This window comes from Streptomyces sp. IBSBF 3136, from assembly GCF_036815105.1.
Lineage (GTDB): Bacteria > Actinomycetota > Actinomycetes > Streptomycetales > Streptomycetaceae > Streptomyces.
Genome location: NZ_JAJSZC010000150.1, coordinates 1 through 19,263 on the forward strand (window position 1 = coordinate 1; position 19,263 = coordinate 19,263).

A 19,263-nucleotide genomic window follows, 5' to 3' on the forward strand; every position below is an offset into this window, starting at 1 on the left:
GGGGCGGTGCGGGCGGGGTGGTGCGGCGGGTAGACGTGCGCGTGCACCTCGCGGCCGCCGGGGCCGGTGAAGGTGCGGCTGTGCGGCTCGGGGTAGTACGCCGGGTCGACCGGATCGCGGTGCAGGGCGCCGACGGCGCGGGCGCGTCCGCTGCGGGTGTCCAGCTCGACCACCTCGGGGGCGGTGCGCGGACCCGCGCCGACGGCGACCACCCGGTCGCCGTGGGCCGACAGCGTGGACCCGAACTCGGTCCAGGGCCCGGCGGCGTCCACGAGCTCGCCGGTCTCGGGATCCAGTATGCCGAGTACCGCCGCACCCTTGCCGTGGACGACCGCCAGCAGCCCGTTGTCCAGCGGGGCGAACCAGCTCAGGCCCAGCATCCACAGCGGACCGGCGAACTCCTCCTCGCGCGGGCACAGCGGGGTGCCGTCCCGGTACAGGTTCCACCAGCCGCTGCGGTCGCTCGCGTACAGCAGGCGGCCGTCCCGGGACCACTCCACCTGCGCGACGGCCTCCTCGGGCCCGCCGGCGACCGTGCGGACGCCGTGCAGTCCGCCGTCGTCACCGACCTCGGCGACCAGCAGCTCCGTGCCGTCCCAGGGCATCCGCGGATGGTCCCAGGCGAGCCAGGCGGCCCGGCGGCCGTCGGGCGAGAGCCGGGGCCCGGTGACGAACCGGTGCCGCTCCTCGGTGAGTTCCCGTACGGCGGACCGGTCCCCGGCGGCCGAGCCGTCCAGCGGGACGGCGGCCAGGACGCGCCGCACGTCGCCCGTGCCCGGGCCGGTGAACTCCTCCAGGACGCACCACACCTCGCCCCGGTCCAGGTCCACCTGCGGTTCCGCCCAGCGCAGCCCGCCGCCCACCCCGGACACCGGGGTCAGCGGGCGCGGCTCGCCGCCGGGCTCGTACCGGTACAGCCGCTGGTCGGCGAAGTGCGTGAAGACGATCAGCGGCGTGCCGCCCTGGACCACTCCGGTCCAGGGCCGGCCGCCGTACTCGATGACCCGGCTGCGCACGTTCCACGGCGCGGGCAGCACCGAGTGCTCCGTGCCGTCGGCGGTGCGGCGCACCAGCGCCCGGCGGCCGCCCTCGGCGGGCCGGGGTTCGGTCCACCACACCTCGTCGCCGACGAAGCCGACCCACTGCGGCGCGCCGTCGTGCGCGGCGGCCAGCGCCGCGTCGACGGGCGAGGGCCACGACCCGTACGCCGACTCACGCGTCTGCTCCCCCATCGCGTCCCTCATCTCCTCCCCCATCTCCTCCCCCATCGTTCAGGCCGTCCGCAGGAAGCGGTCGAGGACCCGGACGCCGAAGTGCAGTGCCTCGACGGGCACCCGCTCGTCGACGCCGTGGAACAGCGCCTGGTAGTCGAGGTCCTCGGGCAGCTTCAGCGGTGCGAAGCCGTAGCCGGTGATGCCGAGCCGCGAGAACTGCTTGGCGTCGGTGCCGCCGGACATGCAGTACGGCACCACGTGCCCCTCGGGCGCGAACTCCTCGACGGCCGCGCGCATCCTCGCGTACGTCGGCGAGTCCACCGGCGCCTGGAGGGCGACCTCGCGGTGCGCGAACTCCCAGTCCACGTCCGGGCCGGTGAGCCGGTCCAGGGTGGTGCGGAACTCCTCCTCGCCGCCCGGCAGGTAGCGCCCGTCCACGAAGGCGACCGCCTCGCCCGGGATGACGTTCAGCTTGTAGCCGGCCTCCAGCATGGTCGGGTTGCTGCTGTTGCGGATGGTGGCCTCGACCAGCTTGGCGGCCGGGCCCAGCTTCTCCAGCAGCCGGTCCACGTCGGTGAAGTCCGGGTCGATGCCGTAGAGCGCGGCGAGTTCGGTGAGGGCCGCCCGCACGGTCGGGGTGAGCCGCAGTGGCCACTCGTGCTCGCCGATGCGGGTGACGGCGGCGGCGAGCCGGGTCACCGCGTTGTCCTTGTTGACCTTGGAGCCGTGTCCCGCGCGGCCGCGCGCGGTGAGCTTCAGCCAGCCCGTGCCGCGCTCCCCCGCCGCGATCGGGTAGAGCTGCCGGCCCGCCCCGTCGTGGAAGGTGAAGGCGCCCGACTCGCTGACGCCCTCGGTGCAGCCTTCGAACAGGCCGGGGTGCTCGTCGGCGAGGAACCCGGAGCCGTCCTCGGCGCTGGCCTCCTCGTCCGCGGTGAAGGCGACGACGACGTCCCGGCGCGGCCTGAGCCCCTGCCGGGCCCAGTACCGGACGACCGCGAGGATCATCGCGTCCATGTTCTTCATGTCGACGGCGCCGCGCCCCCAGACCACGCCGTCGCGGATCTCGCCCGAGAACGGGTCCACGCTCCAGTCGGCGGCCTCCGCCGGCACCACGTCCAGGTGACCGTGGACCAGCAGGGCGTCGGCGGACGGGTCGGTGCCCGCGATCCTGGCCACCACGTTGGTGCGCCCCGGGGTCCGCTCCAGCAGCAGCGGCCCCAGACCCGCGCCGGCCAGCCGTTCGGCCGCGTACTCGGCGGCGGGCCGCTCCTGGCAGTCACCGCCGCCCCGGTTGGTGGTGTCGATCCGGATCAGCCCGGAGGTGAACTCGACCACCTCGTCCAGTGCCTGCTGGTCAGCCATACTGCTCCTCCACCGCGGCCGAGACGATCGTGGTGACCGCCTTGAAGGTCCGGATTCCCTCGTACATGGTGTCGCTGGTGTACGCCACCTTCCGTTCGCCGGTGCGGGCCACGCCCGGGACGACGGTCGCCGCCATCGCCAGGTGCTCGGCGTCGAACTCGACGGCGACGGTGAACGGCCCGCCCCGCACCGGCTCGTGCCGGACGGCCAGCCGGGCGGCCTCCTCGGCCGCGGCGCGGATGTCGGCGGCGGTCCGGGCCGGCGTGCGGCAGACCGCCGCGTACCGGGACACATGGTCCTTCACCGCGACCTTCAGCGCCCCGGGCGCGTAGCCGAGCGCGTCCTCGCAGGCCAGGTCGTCACCGGTGACGAGCACCACCGGCACGCCGTACTCGGCGACGACGTGCGCGTTCAGCAGACCCTCGCTCGCCCGGACGCCGTTCAGCCACACCCCGGTGATCTGGTTCGCCAGGTAGGTGTGGGCGAGGACGCCCTCCGCCCCGGCGCCCGTGTGGTAGCCGACGAACGCGATACCGTCGACGTCGCCGTGCTGCACGCCCTCCACCATGGACAGCGTCTTGTGCCGTCCGGTGAGCATCTCGACCCGGTCGTCGAGCCGCTCCAGGAGCAGGTTGCGCATGGACCAGTGGGCCTCGTTGACGAGCACCTGGTCGGCGCCGCCGTCGAAGAAGCCGAGGGCGGCCGCGTTCACGTCCGAGGTGAACATCGAGCGGCAGCGCTCCCACTGCGGCGTCCCGGGCAGGACGTCGGCCGGCCAGGTGACGCCGGTGGCGCCCTCCATGTCCGCGCTGATGAGGATCTTCATGGTGCGTCACGTTACGCGTCGCGGCCCGGACAGGCTACGACGGGGCGGCCCCGTCGTCAGGGCCGGCCGGCGTCCTGCCGGACCCAGATCTCGAAGTGCCCGCCGCCGGTGGACGTGCGGTACGGCAGCGAGCTGGTCAGGCGGTAGCGGCCGGTGGTCCGCATCTCCTGGCGCACCGCCTCCTCGGCCGGGGGCAGGCCGCCGGAGTAGTTCAGCACCACTCCGTGGAAGTAGCCGTCGCGGACGGCCGCGCGGTAGCCGGGGATGCCGGACAGGTGACGGCCGTCGTGGGTCTCGTAGTCGATGAAGAAGAAGGACAGCCAGTCCTGGTAGGAGGTGCGGCGCTCACGGCTGAGGTAGTACACCGGGCCCTCCTTCGGATCGCCGAGCCAGTGCTGCCCGGGCCGCACCGTGTAGGCGAGCTGCGGCACCAGGTAGCGGGTGTCCGGCCAGCTGCCGAAGTAGGCGGCGGACTGGCTCAGGCCGAGGGTGAGCGCGACGGCCCCGATGGCGATGGCCCACTGCGGGAACTTGAAGTGGGCGCCCATCAGCCGGGTCACGCCGACGCCCGCCATCGGCGCGGCGAAGAACAGCCCGAAGCCGATGTGCTTCTGCAGGGACGTCTCGGTCTGCAGGTGGATCTGGTAGGCGGGCGCGAGCAGCGCCGTGCCGGTGAGCAGCACGCCCAGGCAGGTGCGCCAGCGCCGGCCGGGGACCGCCCGCCGCCATCCGGGTATCTCGCTCAGCCGGGCGGTGCGGGCGTAGGTGACCGTGCCGACCACGGCGACGGCGACCAGCAGGCCCGCCCAGCGGCCGGAGTCCTCGAGGATCTGCCAGGCGGGCGTGTCCCCGTGGGCGCGGGCCGTGGTGGTGCTCTGGATGGCCGTGAGGTAGCCGCTGGCCGCCAGCCCGCCGAAGAGCACGCCGAGGGTGGCCGCGCTGAACAGCGCGCCGCGCAGCAGGGCCCGGCGGACGTGGTGGTGGCGGTAGGCGGCCAGCACGTACAGCAGCACCAGCGTGGGCAGGAACAGCGCGGAGGCGTACTTGACGGCGACGGCGAGCGCGGCGACCAGGGCGACGGGCACGGCCAGGCTCCAGTGCCGCGGCGCGACGACGACCAGCAGCCAGGCGGTCAGGGCCAGCAGGCAGACGGCCATCGCGTCGTAGGTGGCGAAGTGGCCGAGGAACAGGGTCGGCATGGAGACGGCGAACAGGGCGCCGGCGCACAGCCCGGCGCGCTCGTTGAACAGCCGCCGGGTCAGGCCGTACAGGCAGGAGGTGGCCGTCAGCATGAACAGCAGGCTGAGCGCGCGGACGCCGGCGAGGCCGAACACGGAGTCCACGGCGGCCGCCAGCACGGGGTACAGGACGGGTGCGCCGGAGAAGTAGGTGTCGAAGCCGCCGTAGTTCGGTGCCCCATAGAAGAGGCTGCCGATCTCCACGTGCCCGGCGTAGACGTACAGCGCCTCGTCCTCGAAGGCGGAGTTGGCCAGCCGCAGCGAAAGCGCGGCCTGGACGAGCAGGACGACCGCGAGCAGCGCGAGGCCCACCGTGCGACGGCGCCGGCCCGTGTCCGCGGACCAGCCCATCAGGGCGGGCGGCGGCAGCGTCCAGCCGGGCAGCGGCTCCTCGACGAAGGAGAACCCCGGGTCCGCCTCCGGCGGGGGCGGCGGCAGCACGCGCAGCTGCATGGTCTGCTCGTGCACCGGCATGGCGGCGGGGTCCTGGCCGCCGTACCAGCCGTGGTCGTAGCCGTAGCCGCCGTTGTTCCGCGCCCCGGGGGGCTGTGTGTGGCTCATCGTGGTGTCTCGTCTACTTCAGGGCGGAGAAGTCGAGGTCGTACCGGGGGTTCCGGGCGGCCTGCCGGAACGCGGCGAGGGTCCCGGGGCTGCTGTCGACCCGCCAGTCCGTCTCCTTGTCCAGGTCGAACCAGATGAAGCCGACGATGTCGCGGCCGGCGGCGACGGTCTTCAGCAGTTCGGTGATCTGCGCGCTCTTGCGCGGTGTGGGCTGGGCGCCGGTCTCGGCCAGCAGGAAGGGCCGCCGGGTGAAGGCGCGGATCTGCCGGAAGGTGGGGCCGAAGAGGGCGGGGAAGTCCTGGGCGCCGGTGCGGGCGTAGTAGCCGACCACGCCGACCCAGTCGGCGTACCCGTCGCCCGGGTAGTACGGCTTGAGGGCGACCTGGGGCACGGGGTTGATCACGTTCGGGCTCCACACCCAGATGACCGTGGAGACGCCCTCGTCCTGGAAGACGTCGTGCACGTGCCGCCACGCCTTGACGAACTGGGCCGCGGTCGCCTTCCCGGTGCCCCAGGGGTACCAGGCGCCGTTCATCTCGTGGGCCAGGCTGATCGCCACGGGGACGTTCAGGGCGCGCAGCGTGCGGGCGGTGCGGACGATGTAGTCGTCCTGGCCGCCGTCGGCGATCTGCGCCAGGGTGGCCTTGTGCGGTTCCCACGCGATGTACGGGAGCTGGCCGTTCCTCCAGACGGCGCGGGTCTGGTCGGTCTGGAGCTCGTCGCCCCAGCCGAGGTAGTACTCCAGCAGGGTGGGGGTGCGCCCGACCTTGGCGGCGTAGCGCCGCACGGGGCCGAGGTCCTTGGGCACGCCGTCGAAGGTGGCGCCGAAGTACTTGTGCTTCGGGTGCAGCAGCGGGGTGATGTCGTACGGCTGCGCGGGCACGTACGCCGTGCCGCCGCCGGGCAGGGAAGCGGCCGGCTGGGCGCCGTCGCCGCCGGCGCCGACGGGGGCCGGGCCGGTGCTCACGCAGCCGGCGAGGCAGACGATCCCGGCCAGCAGGGCCGCCAGGGTCCGGGCGAGGGCGGCGGCCTTCACGCCGTCACCTCCTGGGGCTGGATCAGGACCCGGCCCACGGCCACGGCGTAGAAGAGGCCGAGGGCGAGCATCAGCGCGAAGTTCTCCGGGTGGGCGCCGGTCATGCGCCACAGGGCGAACGCCGGCCACAGCACGGCGGTGGGGGCGCTCCACAGCCACATCCCGCCCCAGAAGCGGCGGGTCTTGTTCTTCTTGGCCCCGCTGGACCCGGTGGGCTGCCAGCCCATCGGGCGGCGGCGTACGACGTCCCAGATGGCGAAGACGTGCGCCCAGCCGTACATGATCCGGGTGGCCCAGGCCTCCAGCCGGTAGGGGTTGCGGTGCCACAGGGGGTAGACCACGGTCAGGTAGAGCACGCTGGGCAGGACCATCCAGTAGTTGGTGGCCTGGAGCTGGTCGGGGTAGTGGATCAGCAGGGTCAGCGCGATCAGCGGGGTGGTGAAGGTGAGCAGGGCCGTCTCGATGTAGTAGATGAAGCCGGAGACGTAGCACAGGCGGCTGGCGAAGCGCATGCGCACCTGCCAGAACTCGCGCAGGCTGCCGAGCATGCTCATCGAGGCCATGCACCAGCGGTACTGCTGGTTGTAGTAGGCGCCCGTGGTGTCCGGGCAGATGCCGGTGGACAGGGCGAGGGGCACGTAGTGCAGGTCCCAGCCGCGGGCCCTGAGGTCGAAGCCGGTGTGCATGTCCTCGGAGTGCTCGATGAGGCTGGTGCCGCCGATCTCCTCCAGGGCGGCGCGGCGATAGACCGCGCAGGAGCCGACGCAGATGGAGCCGTCGCTGCGCTGCCGGGAGACCTGCACCGAGCGGTAGAACAGCTCCTGGACGGCGCCGGCGCCCCGCTCGATCCAGTTCTGCTGGTCCAGCACCCGGAAGAACTGCGGGGACTGGACGATGGCGCAGCGCGGGTCGGCGTCCAGGTACGGCATCAGTTCGTGCAGCAGGTCGGGGCGGGGGACGAAGTCGGCGTCGAGGATGAGGACGGCGTCGCCGCTGGAGTTCTCGAAGCCGTGCCTGAGGTTGCCGGCCTTCTTCATCCAGCCCCGGTCGGGCCGGACCAGGTGACGGAAGCCGAAGTCGGCGGCCATGGCGGCCGCTTCCGCGCTGTCGCCGTCGTCGAGCACGAGGACCTCGACGTGCCCCGGGTAGGTGTCGGCCAGGATCCGTACGTAACGCCAGGTGTTGTGCAGCACTTCGAGCGGCTCGCCGCACACCGGCAGGAAGACGTCCACGCTCGGGTGGTGCTCCGGCTGCCAGCGACGGACGATGCGGCGGTGCGCCTTGAGGTCGAAGCCGGGGGCGAACGCCTCGAGGCGCAGCGATATCAGGAAGCCGACGACGGCCAGCAGCAGGGTGGGCGCGAACACCCAGATCCAACCGCTGTGCCGGGCGGTGTCCACCTGGCTGAGCAGGACGCACACGAAGCCGATGAAGGAGCTGGAGGTCAGCACCCAGGTGTGGCGCTTGACGTAGCTGTACTTCTCCCGTTCGTCCGGCGGTGTGGGCAGCAGCCCCGCGGGTGCCTCGGGGCGTCCCGCGCGCGGGGCGCGCCGCCGCCCCCGGCTGCGCACTTCGGCCGTACGGACGGTCACGGCTGAGGCCCCCCTCCACACGTTCGGGTGAATAGTAAAGGGATGGTATAGGAACTGCCTGCACCGGAGGGACACAGCTTCATCACGGACGGAGCAAGGAGGTCCGCCGGGCCCCGGGCCCGCTCGCGCGTGGTCCCGGGGCCCGGTCGGGGCGGGCGGCGTCAGTGCGCGGCGAGGACGAACCAGTGGGCCGGGAGGTCGATGCGGGTGCCGTCGGCGAGGTGCTCGGTCTGCGGCAGGGTCGTCACGCCCTCGGCGAGGATCTTCAGGCCGGCGTCGGCGAGCAGGCGCGGGATCTCCCCGTCGTCGGCGTCGGCGGGCTTGAGGTGGTGGTCGAAGACCCGGCGGAGCTTGGGGCCGGGGCCGTCGGGTCCGGCCGCCGCCTGTCGCAGGACGTCCCGGGAGCCGGAGGTCAGTTCCACCACGAACGCGCGGCCCTCGGTGCCGATGATCCGGGCGACCGCGGCGGCGACCAGGGGGCGTGCGGCCGGTTCGCTCTGGTGGATGACGGCCCGCATGTAGACGTTGCTGTCGCCGAGCCGGTCGTGCAGGGCCCCGACCGCGCCGGTGTCGGTCAGGTCGAGCTGCTGGAACTCGACGGACGTCCCGTCCGCCGCCTGCGCGGCGGCGCGGCGGGCGTGCTCGACGGCGGCGTGCGAGAGGTCGACGCCGACGGCGCGCGCGAACCGGGTGGCGAGGTAGCGGGTCTGGGTGCCGTTGCCGCAACCGCAGTCCACGATGGTGCGCGCGGCGTCCGCGTGGGGCAGGAGCAGTTCGCTGTGCGGCCCGGCGGTCAGCGAGGGGTCGGCGTCCCAGATCGCCTCGCCCGTGGCGTCGGAGGTCCCACGCCAGTAACTCTCCCAGTTGTCACGGTAGTTGTCCGAGACGACGTTCATTGCGATCTCCCCACGGTCGGTTCCGTGATCGGGATATCGCGGCGGCGGGGCGTGGGGCAAGGGGCCGTACGTCACCTTCATCGGATGTACCGCCCCGGGCCACCGCTCACGGTCCCGCGACGACGCTCTGTTCGAACCAGACGGTCTTGCGGTGGCCGGTGGCGCTGGCGCCCCACTCGCGGGCCAGCCGGGTCACGACCCGCAGACCGCGGCCCGCTTCGTCGTACGGTCCGGCGGAGAGCATCGCGGGCAGGCCCGGTTCGTCGTCGGTCACCTCGAACAGCAGCGCGTCGGTGCGGACCACCCGCAGTCCGATCGGGCCGCCGCCGTACCGCACGGCGTTGGTGACGACCTCGCTGACCAGCAGCTGTGCCGTCTCCACAGCCTGCGGCAGGCCCCATGCGAGCAGCCGGTCGCCGACCAGGCGCCGGGCCCTTCCCACGTCGCGCGGGTCGGCGTCGAGGCGCCACTCGGCGACGTGGTCGTCGGGGATGCCGTTGAGCCGGGCCATGAGCAGGGCGACGTCGTCCTTGCGGCCGCCGCGGGTGTTCAGCGCGCGGATGATGGTGTCGCAGGCGGCGTCCATCGACGCGGCGGGGTGGGCGGCGGACTCGCAGAGCGCGGCGAGGCCCTCGCCGATGTCGGAGCCACGCACCTCGACCAGTCCGTCGGTGCACAGCACCAGCCGGTCGCCGGGGCGGACGCGGACGACGGTGGACTCGAACGGGACGCCGCCGACGCCTATGGGCGCACCGGTGGGCAGGTCGAGCAGTTCGCTGCGGCCGTCCTCGGCCCGCACCAGGACCGGCGGGATGTGTCCGGCGTTGGCCATGTGCAGTTCGCCGCGGATCGGGTCGTAGACCGCGTACAGGCAGGTGGCGAGGTAGTTCTCGCCGAGCCTGCGGGCCAGGTCGTCCAGGTTGCGCAGCAGTTGCGCGGGCGGGGTCTCCAGGGCGGCCATGGTCTGCACGGCCGTGCGCAACTGGCCCATCATGGCGGCCGAGTTGAGGCCATGCCCCATGACGTCGCCGACCACGAGGGCGGTGCGCGAGCCGGGCAGCTTCACGGCGTCGAACCAGTCGCCGCCGATCCGGCCGAGGCGGGTGCCGGGCAGGTAGCGGGTCGCCACGTCACAGCCCGCCGTCCGCGGGGCGACCTGCGGCAGCATGCTGTCCTGGAGCGTGTCGGCGACGTTCTCCTGGTAGGTGTACATACGGGCGTTGTCGAGCACGAGCCCGGCACGGGCGGCGAGTTCGGCGCCGGTGGTGCGGTCCATGTCGTCGAACGCCGCCCGGTCGGGGCGGCGCATGAGCACCATGAAGCCGAGGACGACGTTGCGCGCCTTGAGCGGGACGATCAGCAGCGAGCGGCCGTTGATCAGCGGCCTGAGGTCGCGTTTCTCGAACTCGCCGGAGATGCGGTTGCCCAGTTCCTCGGTGACCTCCGGGACGAGCACCGGTTCGCCGGTGACCATGCACTGGTAGAACGGGGTGTGCTCGGGGAAGGCGAAGGTCTCGCCGACCGGCACGGTGTCGTCCCAGCGGCCGGGTTCGTCGTTGTGCTCGACCCAGACCCGGTGCATCACCGTGGTCGCGTCGGGCGGGCCGTCGGGGAAGCCCTCGCCCGCCAGGACCGCGGAGCGCAGATGGGTGCCGGCGAAGTCCGCGAAGCGGGGCACGGCGGCGCTGGTGACCTCGCGGATGGTCTCACCGAGGTCGAGCGAGGAACCGATGCCGGAGCTGACCTCGTTGAGGAACTCCAGCCGCTCGCGCACGGCGGCGTACTCGAGTTCGTGCTCGGCTCCGGTGGGGATCAGGGGCGCGGAGCGCTGCTGCGGTACGACGGCCTCGGCGCGGCTGCGGCCCGGGCGGCGCGGCACGCCCCAGTACGGGGTGACCGGCACCCGGTCGTACTGGCTGAACTCCAGGACCGGGTAGCCGAGTTCGAGGATCTGGGAGACGATGCGGCCGCTGAGTCCGGGGCCCATGTTGGGCAGGATCTCGGGGAGCCTGCGCTCCAGCTCGTCGGAGGCGGGCAGTTCGGTGTGGCGGGCGAAGCCGGGCGAGATGCGCTCGGCGGTCTCGTCGTCGTAGCCGCGCTGCTCCCTGAGCCGGGTGGCGTCGGCGGCGAGCACCAGCAGCCGGGAGGGGCCGGGGCCGATCAGCGGGTAGGCCCACCAGAGCACGTCGATCCGCGCCGCGCCGGCCGGGTCGGCGCCGGCCGTCCCGCCCCCGTGCTCGTGCGGGAAGAGCCGGGCTCGGCCCGCCGTCGGGTAGGCGGAATGGCCGCCGAGGGAGGCATCCAGGTCGGGGCCGGGTCCGTCGCCGGGGCCGTAGGGGCCGTAGGCGTCCGGCATCGCGTCGGCGGGAAGGTCGTGGAGGTCCTCGGGGAGCGCGCCGGAGACCGGCAGCAGGTCGGCGGCCGGGCGCCCGACCGCGTCCTGGCGCCGGACGCCGAACAGTCGGCCCGCTCCGCTGCTCCAGTGGGACACCAGGCCGTCGCGGTCGACGACCACCACGGCCAGTGGAACACGGCCCGCCGTGGCGTCACCGGCGCCGCCGGGAGGTGTGTCCCGCTCGCTGCCATGGTCCATGGCCCAGGCCCTCTCTCCCCGCAGGCTGTTCGCAAACGATCTGTGCCGCCCGCCACTACCGTACGGCTGGGGCCGGTCGCGATGTGTGGCAATCCTGGAATTGGTTCCCCCCGAGCGCACCGGCGCGCAGCTCAGCGCCCCTTGCGCGCCCCCTCGGCTCCTGGCGGTCCAGGGCCTGTCGCGAAAGCGGCCTGGTCGCCCGGAGGGCGGCCGCGCGGCCTTCCGGTGCGCGCTCTCGGCGTGCCCCCGGAAGTCCTCGTACGGGGCGCACTCGGGCTTTCGGGCGGTGCGGCGAGAGCGCCTGCCGGGCGTCACACGGCAGAGGACCACTTTCGCCGGCTAGTCCTCGTGGCCGAGCTGGAGATCCCGTTCGGTGCGGCCGCCGCCGGCCACCTGGAGGACGGTGGCGACCGGCGGGTAGCCGGCGGCGATCACCGTGTACTCGCCGGAGGACAGGTCCACGAACCTGAACGTCCCGTCGGCCGCGGTGGTGAGCGTGTCGACCACGTTGCCCGCCGCGTCCAGGAGGGTGACCCGGGCGTCCTCCACGGGCCGGCCGCTGCTCGCCCGGACGGTGCCCTTAAGGACGGCGCCGCCGGCGAGTTCGATGTCCTGCCGGGTCTCCCGGGCGGCCTGGACGCTGACCGGGAGTGCGGCGGGGCGGAACGCGGGGGCGCCGGCGGCCAGGGTGTACTCGCCGGCGACCAGTTCCGTGATGACGTAGCCGCCCTCGCGGCCGCTGCGGGTGGTGGCGACGACCTCGCCGTGCACGTTGGTGAGGGTGACGGTGGCGTCCCGGACGGGGCTGCCGTCGGCGGTGAGCACGCTGCCGGCCAGGCGACCGGCGCCGCCGAGAACGACGTCGAGCTCGACGGGCCGCTCGCCGACCGTGACGGAGACGGCCTGCGGCTGGTGGCCGCCGGCGGCGGCGATGAGCACGTACGACCCGGCGCCGGGGGTGCCGAGCGCGTACCGGCCGTCCTCGCCGCTGGCGCCGCGCCCGATCTGCCGCCCGGTGACGTCGATGAGCGTGAGCGCCGCGCGGGGCACCGCGGTGCCGTCGGGGTGCTGCACCGTGCCGCACACCGGGACTCCGGCGGCGTGCGGCGAGCGGAGCGAGCCGGGGCCGCCCGCGGCCGAAGGCTGGGTGCGGGCCTGCGGGACGGAGGCGTTCGGGACGGCGGCGTAGGGGCCGGTGGGTTCGGTCCTGGTGGCGGGTTCCGGTTCGGTGGCGTGGTGGGACACCAGCGGTTTCTCCTTGAGGAAGAAGGCGATGAGCAGACCGAGGGCGAGCACCGGGACGAGGTAGAGGAAGATCCGGGGCATCGCGTCGGCGTAGGCGCGGATGTAGGCGTCGCGCAGGGCCGGGGGCAGCGTGTGCACGAGCTGCGGGGTCAGGGACTCGGGGTCGGGCAGCCGGGCGCCCGCGCGCGCGGGGAGTTCCGCGCGCAGGGCGTCGGCGAGCCGGTTCGCGAAGAGCGTGCCGAAGACGGCGGCGCCGACGCTGCCGCCGATCTGCCGGAAGTAGTTGTTGGCGCTGGTCGCGGTACCGAGGTCGGCGGCGCGCACGGAGTTCTGCACGGCGAGCACCAGCACGGGCATGACCAGTCCGATGCCGGCGCCGAGGACGGCCATCCAGACGCTGTACTGGAGCCGGGGGGTGTCGGCCTGAAGCCGGGACAGCAGCCACATGCCGACGGTGGCGAGGGCACCGCCGAGCACGGGGAAGATCTTGTACCGGCCGGTGTGGCTGATCAGTTGGCCGCCGACGATCGAGGCGACGACGATCCCGGCCATCATGGGCAGCATCAGCAGCCCGGACTCGGTGGCGCTGGCGCCGTCCACCATCTGCAGGAAGGTGGGCAGGTAGCTGGCCGCGCCGAACAGGGCCACGCCGATCACCAGACCGACCAGGCCGGTGACGTCGAAGACGGAGTCCCGGAACAGCCGGAGCGGGATGAGGGGTTCCGCGGCGAAGCGCTCGGCGACGACGAACAGCGCGGTGGCGGCGAGGGCGCCCGCGCCGAGGCCGAGGATCTGGCGCGAACCCCAGGCGTACTCGGTGCCGCCCCAACTGGTCAGCAGCACCAGGCAGGTGGAGGCCGTCGCGAGCAGCAGGGCGCCGAGGACGTCGAACCGGGCGCGGACCCGAGGCCTGGGCAGGTCGAGGACGGCGGTCACGACGGCCAGGGTGAGCAGGCCGAAGGGGACGTTGACGTAGAAGCACCAGCGCCAGGAGAGGTGGTCGGTGAAGTAGCCGCCGAGCAGGGGCCCCGCGACGGAGGCGAGGCCGAACGCGGCGCCGATCAGGCCCATGTAGCGGCCGCGCCGCCGGGGCGGCACGATGTCGGCGATGATCGCCTGCACGCCGATCATGAGCCCGCCCGCGCCGACGCCCTGGAGGGCGCGGAAGGCGATCAGCTGGTCCATGCTCCCGGCCCGGCCGGCGAGCCCGGAGCCGACGACGAAGACCAGGATGGCGAACTGGAAGACGCCCTTGCGGCCGAGGAGGTCGCCGAGCTTGCCGTACAGGGGCAGGCCGATGGTGGAGGTGAGCAGATAGGCGGTGATCGCCCAGGACATCCGGTCCAGGCCGTGCAGTTCGCCCACGATCTTCGGCAGCGCGGTCGCGACGATCATCTGCTCCAGCGCGGCCAGCAGCAGCGCCAGCATCAGTCCGACGAAGACCAACCGCACCCGGCGCGGGGGGAGTTCGGCGTCCGCCGCCGGCGCGGGCGCGGGTGCCGGGTCGGCAGCCGTGGGCGGTTCGTGCCGCACCAGAGTCGTCCCGCCCACGTACCGCTCCCCACGTCGCACCTGTCACATATGTCCCGCGTAAGCGACAACTGCGAACAAGTACGGCGAGTCACGGCACAGTCCCGGACTCCGCGGAGATCCACCCGAACCGGTGAGGGGCGCAACACCCCCGCACCGGCCCGCTCCTGACGACCGCCGGCTACGCCTCGACCTCGCGCGCGAGGTTGGCGAGCACGGCGTCGTAGATCCGGCCCAGACCCTTGGGCGCGAAGGTCTTCTCGAAGAAGCCGCCGATGCCGCCGGCGCCCTTCCAGGTGGTGGTGACGACGACCCGGGACCTGCCCTCGCCCGCCGGGGTGACGCGCCAGGTGGTGACCATGGAGGAGTTGCGGTCCTTCTCGACCAGCTCGCCGTCGGTGGGCTCGCTGACCTCCAGGAGGCAGTCGCGCACCCGCTTGCTGGTGGCCTGGAGCTTCCAGTGGACGAGGGTGCCCTCGCCGTCGCCGCCCTCGCGCACCTCGTACTCGCTGAAGTGCTCGGGCAGCAGCCGCTGCCGCGTACCGCGGTAGTCGGCGAGGGCGTCGAACACCTTCTCCGCGTCCGCCGCGACGACCCGCTCCGTAGTGGCCTCGACCTGCGCCATTGCGTTCCTCCAGGACCTGGTTGCTCGGGGTTGGGGCAAGCCAACCACCCCGGCGCCCGGCCTCCCAAATCGGGGTCGCACGATCATGGGAACGTATGTTCTATTCTGTGGCCAGTGCTATCGAGGAGGCGTCATGCGCTGGGAGAACCTCACCGTGCGGTCCGCGGACTCCGACGACCACGGCCGGGCCGCCGATCCCGCGCTGTTCGGCGCGGACGCCGTCGTCACCCGTACCTTCGACACGCCCGAGTTCCGCGGGATCACCTTCCACGAGGTGCGGGCGCGCTCGATCCTGAACCGGGTGCCGGGCGCCTCGCGCATGCCGTTCGAGTGGACGGTGAACCCCTACCGGGGCTGCACGCACGCGTGCGTGTACTGCTTCGCCCGCAAGACGCACGGCTACCTGGACCTCGACACGGGCATCGGGTTCGACACCCAGATCGTGGTCAAGGTCAACGCCCCCGAGCTGCTGCGCCGCCAGCTCGCCTCCCGCCGCTGGCAGGGCGACCACGTGGCGATGGGCACCAACGTCGACTGCTACCAGCGCGCCGAGGGCCGCTACCGGCTCATGCCGGGGATCATCTCGGCGCTCACCGAGCACGCGAACCCGTTCTCGATCCTGACCAAGGGCACGCTGGTCCTGCGCGACCTGGACCTGCTCACCCGGGCGGCCCGGGTGAGCGACGTCGGCATCTCGGTCTCCGTGGGCTTCACCGACACGGAGCTGTGGCGCACGGTGGAGCCGGGCACGCCCGCGCCCGAGCGGCGCCTCGACGTCGTACGGACCCTCGGCGAGCACGGGATCGGCTGCGGGGTGCTGATGGCGCCGGTGGTCCCGTTCCTCGGCGACGCCCCGGCGCAACTGCGGGAGACGGTACGGGCGATCGCGGCGGCCGGGGCCACCTCGGTCACGCCGCTGGTGCTGCACCTGCGGCCGGGCGCCCGGGAGTGGTTCATGGCCTGGCTCGGCCGGCACCACCCCCACCTGGTGCGCCGCTACGAGCGGCTGTACGCGGAGGGCTCCTACGCGCCCACGTGGTACCAGCGCCGGATCACCCGCCAGGTGCACGAACTGGCCCAGGAGTACGGGATCGGGCCAGGGCGCGCGGGACAGGCCCGGCGCATCCGGCCGGCGGACCCCGGGGAGAGCGCCGGGCCCTCGGCGCCCACGCCGGTCGCGGAGTCCGCGGCGGCCACGGACGAGCCGACCCAGCTCACCCTCATGTGAGGGCGTTGGAGGGCATCGCTCGACCCAATCGGGTCACGTACTGACAGAACAGGTTCATTCGGGTTCCGTTTCCGGGACGATCCCGCGAGAACCGTGATCCTCACGGTTCGCATCACCCTCCGTCCCGGGAGGCCCCATGAGAACTCGCGCAGCCGTGCTGTGCGCGACCGCCGCCCTGGTGGCGGGTTCGGTCACGGCCGTGCCCGCCGGGGCGGCCGCCCCCGCCCCGGCCCCGGCGGCACCCGTCTGGAAGAAGTGCGCCACCGGCGACCACCCGACGCTCCAGTGCGCCTCCGTGCCGGTGCCGCTCGACCCGGCGCGGCCGTCCGGCCGGCAGATCACCCTCGCCCTGTCCCGCGTCCCGCACACCGCGAAGACCTCCGAGGGCCCCCTCCTGGTCAACCCGGGCGGGCCCGGCGGCAGCGGTCTCACGCTCGCCGGGTACGTCGCCTCGGCGCTGCCCAAGGGCGTGGCCGCCCGCTACGACGTCATCGGCTTCGACCCGCGCGGGGTGGGCCGCAGCACGCCGGCCCTGGACTGCTCCCCGCGCCACTTCGGGTCGGTCCGCCCCGACACGGTGCCCGCGACGGACGCGCTGGAGCGGGCGAACCTCGAACGCGCCCGGTCCTTCGCCGCCGCCTGCGGCCGGGCCTACGCGGACGTGCTGCCCTACATGACCACGGTGAACGCGGTCCGGGACATGGACGCCGTCCGGCGGGCCCTGGGCGCGGAAAGGATCAGCTACTTCGGCTACTCGTACGGAACCTACCTCGGCGCGGTCTACGCGAAGCTGTTCCCCGGGCGGGTGCACCGCCTGGTGCTGGACTCGGTCGTGAACCCCACGGGGGTCTGGTACGCGGACAACCTCGGCCAGGACTACGCCTTCGACGCCCGTCACCGCGCGCTGATGGCGTGGATCGCGCGGTACGACGCGACGTACCGGCTCGGCACGGACCCGGCCGGGGTGGCGGCCAAGTGGTACGCGATGCGGGCGGCCCTGGCGAAGAAGCCGGCGGGCGGCGTGGTGGGCGCCTCGGAGCTGGAGGACACCTTCATCCCGGGCGGCTACTACGACGGCTACTGGCCCTACCTCGCCGAGGCGTTCGCCGCCTACGTCCACGACAAGGACGCCGGGCCGCTGGTGGAGGCGTACCGGAAGTTCGGCGCGGTGGACGCCTCGGGCGACAACGGCTACAGCGTCTACACGGCGGTGCAGTGCCGTGACGCGGTCTGGCCGCGCGCGTGGAGCCGCTGGCAGGCGGACACCTGGGCGGTGTACGCGAAGGCGCCCTTCATGGCCTGGAACAACGCCTGGTACAACGCACCCTGCGCGTTCTGGCCGACCGAGCCGGCGGGTCCGGTGAGCATCGCGAACACCGAACTGCCGCCCACGCTGCTGTTCCAGGCCACGGACGACGCCGCGACCCCCTACGCGGGGGGCGTCACGGCCCACCGCCTGCTCGCGCGCTCCAGCCTGGTGGTGGAGGAGGGCGGCGGCAACCACGGCATCAGCCTGAGCGGCAACGCCTGCCTGGACGGCTACCTGGCCGCCTACCTCACCGACGGCACGCTCCCGCACGGCGGCCCGGTGGCCGACGCGGTCTGCCCGAAGTCCCCGGACCCGGCGCCGCCGACGAACAAGGCGGCCGCCACGACATCCGCCGGCATGACCCTGCACAGCCTGCTGGGCTTCCGCCGGTAGCCGGGCCGCCGCTCCCCCGGCCCCCGATATTCACGGGCGGGCCGGAGAGCGGCTCTCTAGGGTGTGGCCCATGGACGCCCCGCACGCCCCGCTCACCCATGTCCGGCCGATGGCCCTCGCCGACTGCGACCGTGTCGCCGAGATCCGCATCCGCGGCTGGCAGCACGCCTACCGGGGGCTCATGCCCCAGTCCTACCTCGACGGGCTCAGCGTGGCCCGGGACGCCGAGCGGCGCCGGTCCTGGTTCGAGCAGGGCGACGGCGCGGTGCTGAACCTGGTCGCCGAGCGGGACGGCGAGGTGGTCGGCTGGGCCGCGTACGGGCCGTACCGGGACGACGTCGCGGGGCGCACCGGGGACGCCGAGCTGTACGCGATCTACGTCGACCCCGCGCACCTCGGCGCGGGTGTCGGGCGGGCGCTGCTGGCCGAGTCGGTCGGGCAGTGCGCCCGGTACCCGAGCATGCGCCTGTGGGTCCTGAAGGAGAACGTGCGCGCCCGCCGCTTCTACGAGCGGGCCGGTTTCCACGCGGACGGCGCCGAGGAGCCGTACGACGTGGACGGGGTGCCGGTGCCCGAGGTGCGCTACACCCGCCCCCTGGGCGGCTGACCCGTCGTCACGTCCCGTCACGCCTTCCGCTGTTGCTGCGGGATCCGCGCCAGGGCGTGCACCGCCGCCTCGGCGAGCGCCGGGTGGGCGAGGGCCTCGTTCAGGACGCGGCGGGCCCGGGCGTCGCCGAGGGCGCCCAGACCCTCCACACAGGCGAGGGCCACCCGGCGGTAGGGGTCGTGCGGGCGCAGCCGCCGCTCCAGGGTGGTGATCAGCGCCGGCACGGACTCGGGCGCGCGCAGCGCGGTCAGCAGCCGTACCGGATGCAGGGCGTAGGCGACGCGCAGTTCGTTGGTGGCGAGGGCGGCGGCGGCGCGGGCGGTGCGCGGGTCGCCGAGGCGGGCCAGGGCGTGGGCGGCCGAGGCGCAGCGCGGCGGGTCGCGGTGGTTGAGGAGCAGCACCAGGGACTCGAAGGCCCGCCGGTCGCCGGCCAGGCCGAGCCGGAACGCGGCCAGTTCCCTGGCCCACAGCGGCCGACCGGGTTCGGTGAGCACCCCGGCGAGTTCGTCGCGGTCGCCGGTCGCCAGCAGCCGTTCGCAGTCCGCCGAGCCGCCCGCGGGGCCGCCCGACTCGCGCCGTACGCGTTCCGTGAGCGATCGCAACTCTTCGTCCACGGCGACCAGGGTAGGCGGGGGGCGCCCGTGGAGGGAGCCACATCACAAAGTCGGTTCCGCCGAGGGCTGGCGCGCTCGTTACTCGCCGGTTAAGCTCAGACGAGCGAGGTCACCCCCTCGCATCCGCTGACGACGGTTTGGTGACGCAGCCGTCGTCGGTCTCCCCCGGCGCCTTCGGGCAGCGGGGGCTGGTCGGTTCGGTACCTCGGTACCGCAGTACGACCCGGCTCCGGGACAGGGCCGGTCGGATACCGCCGCTGCCGGGCGTGTGCGCGCCCGTGGCACCGGCACCGGGCGTGTGCGCTTGCAGCCCGGCAACACCCGCACTCCTTCCCGCCCCGGCGGGGGGGGGGGGGGGGGGGGGGGGGGGGGGGGGGGGGGGGGGGGGGGGGGG

The 19,263-nt window shown here is 73.6% G+C and carries 14 protein-coding genes; 3 read left to right on the top strand and 11 right to left on the bottom strand.

All coding sequences use genetic code 11. From position 1 onward, the window contains the following. The 10 genes from V7E45_RS27170 to V7E45_RS27215 form a co-directional block, all read right to left on the bottom strand. On the bottom strand, window positions 1-1,232 hold a 1,232-nt coding region (locus tag V7E45_RS27170), incomplete at its 3' end, for a TolB family protein (protein WP_443056233.1). A gap of 39 nt (window positions 1,233-1,271) precedes the next feature. Next, window positions 1,272-2,576: a M20/M25/M40 family metallo-hydrolase gene (locus V7E45_RS27175; RefSeq protein WP_333776838.1), complete on the bottom strand. Its 1,305-nt coding sequence runs from the start codon at window positions 2,574-2,576 to the stop codon at window positions 1,272-1,274. Beyond that, window positions 2,569-3,402 carry a M55 family metallopeptidase gene (locus V7E45_RS27180; RefSeq protein WP_333776839.1) on the bottom strand — a complete coding sequence of 278 codons (834 nt, stop codon included), beginning with the start codon at window positions 3,400-3,402 and terminating at the stop codon, window positions 2,569-2,571. The genes V7E45_RS27175 and V7E45_RS27180 overlap by 8 nt, the downstream gene beginning before the upstream one ends. Window positions 3,403-3,458: 56 nt before the next feature. Continuing rightward, entirely contained in the window at window positions 3,459-5,201 is a 1,743-nt protein-coding gene (locus V7E45_RS27185) for an ArnT family glycosyltransferase (RefSeq protein WP_333776840.1), read from the bottom strand. Window positions 5,202-5,214: 13 nt separating this feature from the next. Next, a complete protein-coding gene (locus V7E45_RS27190; RefSeq protein WP_333776841.1) occupies window positions 5,215-6,237 on the bottom strand; it encodes a glycoside hydrolase family 26 protein in 1,023 nt (340 codons plus the stop codon). Next, window positions 6,234-7,829: a glycosyltransferase family 2 protein gene (locus V7E45_RS27195; RefSeq protein WP_443056235.1), complete on the bottom strand. Its 1,596-nt coding sequence runs from the start codon at window positions 7,827-7,829 to the stop codon at window positions 6,234-6,236. The genes V7E45_RS27190 and V7E45_RS27195 overlap by 4 nt, the downstream gene beginning before the upstream one ends. Window positions 7,830-7,990: 161 nt before the next feature. Then, the gene (locus V7E45_RS27200; protein WP_333776842.1) at window positions 7,991-8,725 is read right to left on the bottom strand and encodes a class I SAM-dependent methyltransferase; all 735 of its coding nucleotides are present in this window, start codon (window positions 8,723-8,725) and stop codon (window positions 7,991-7,993) included. 106 nt (window positions 8,726-8,831) lie between these two features. Continuing rightward, a complete protein-coding gene (locus tag V7E45_RS27205; protein ID WP_333776843.1) occupies window positions 8,832-11,318 on the bottom strand; it encodes an ATP-binding SpoIIE family protein phosphatase in 2,487 nt (828 codons plus the stop codon). 339 nt (window positions 11,319-11,657) lie between these two features. Beyond that, window positions 11,658-14,114 carry an MFS transporter gene (locus V7E45_RS27210; RefSeq protein ID WP_333776844.1) on the bottom strand — a complete coding sequence of 819 codons (2,457 nt, stop codon included), beginning with the start codon at window positions 14,112-14,114 and terminating at the stop codon, window positions 11,658-11,660. Window positions 14,115-14,274: 160 nt separating this feature from the next. Continuing rightward, entirely contained in the window at window positions 14,275-14,718 is a 444-nt protein-coding gene (locus V7E45_RS27215) for an SRPBCC family protein (protein ID WP_333776845.1), read from the bottom strand. A 133-nt stretch (window positions 14,719-14,851) separates the two neighbouring features. On the opposite strand from V7E45_RS27215, the gene V7E45_RS27220 reads away from it, so the two are divergent. The 3 genes from V7E45_RS27220 to V7E45_RS27230 all read left to right on the top strand — a co-directional run bounded on the left by V7E45_RS27220 (window position 14,852) and on the right by V7E45_RS27230 (window position 18,255). Beyond that, window positions 14,852-15,946 (top strand): Rv2578c family radical SAM protein, encoded by a 1,095-nt coding sequence (locus tag V7E45_RS27220; RefSeq protein WP_333776846.1) that lies wholly within the window; start codon window positions 14,852-14,854, stop codon window positions 15,944-15,946. 136 nt (window positions 15,947-16,082) lie between these two features. Then, complete coding sequence (locus V7E45_RS27225; protein ID WP_333776847.1) at window positions 16,083-17,648, top strand: alpha/beta hydrolase; 1,566 nt, start codon at window positions 16,083-16,085, stop codon at window positions 17,646-17,648. Between the two features lie 70 nt (window positions 17,649-17,718). After that, window positions 17,719-18,255, top strand: a complete 537-nt coding sequence (locus V7E45_RS27230; RefSeq protein WP_333776848.1) for a GNAT family N-acetyltransferase — start codon at window positions 17,719-17,721, stop codon at window positions 18,253-18,255. A 17-nt stretch (window positions 18,256-18,272) separates the two neighbouring features. Here the strand turns inward: V7E45_RS27230 and V7E45_RS27235 are convergent, their stop codons facing one another. Next, complete coding sequence (locus V7E45_RS27235; RefSeq protein ID WP_333776849.1) at window positions 18,273-18,869, bottom strand: adenylosuccinate lyase; 597 nt, start codon at window positions 18,867-18,869, stop codon at window positions 18,273-18,275. Between the last annotated feature and the right edge of the window lie 394 nt (window positions 18,870-19,263).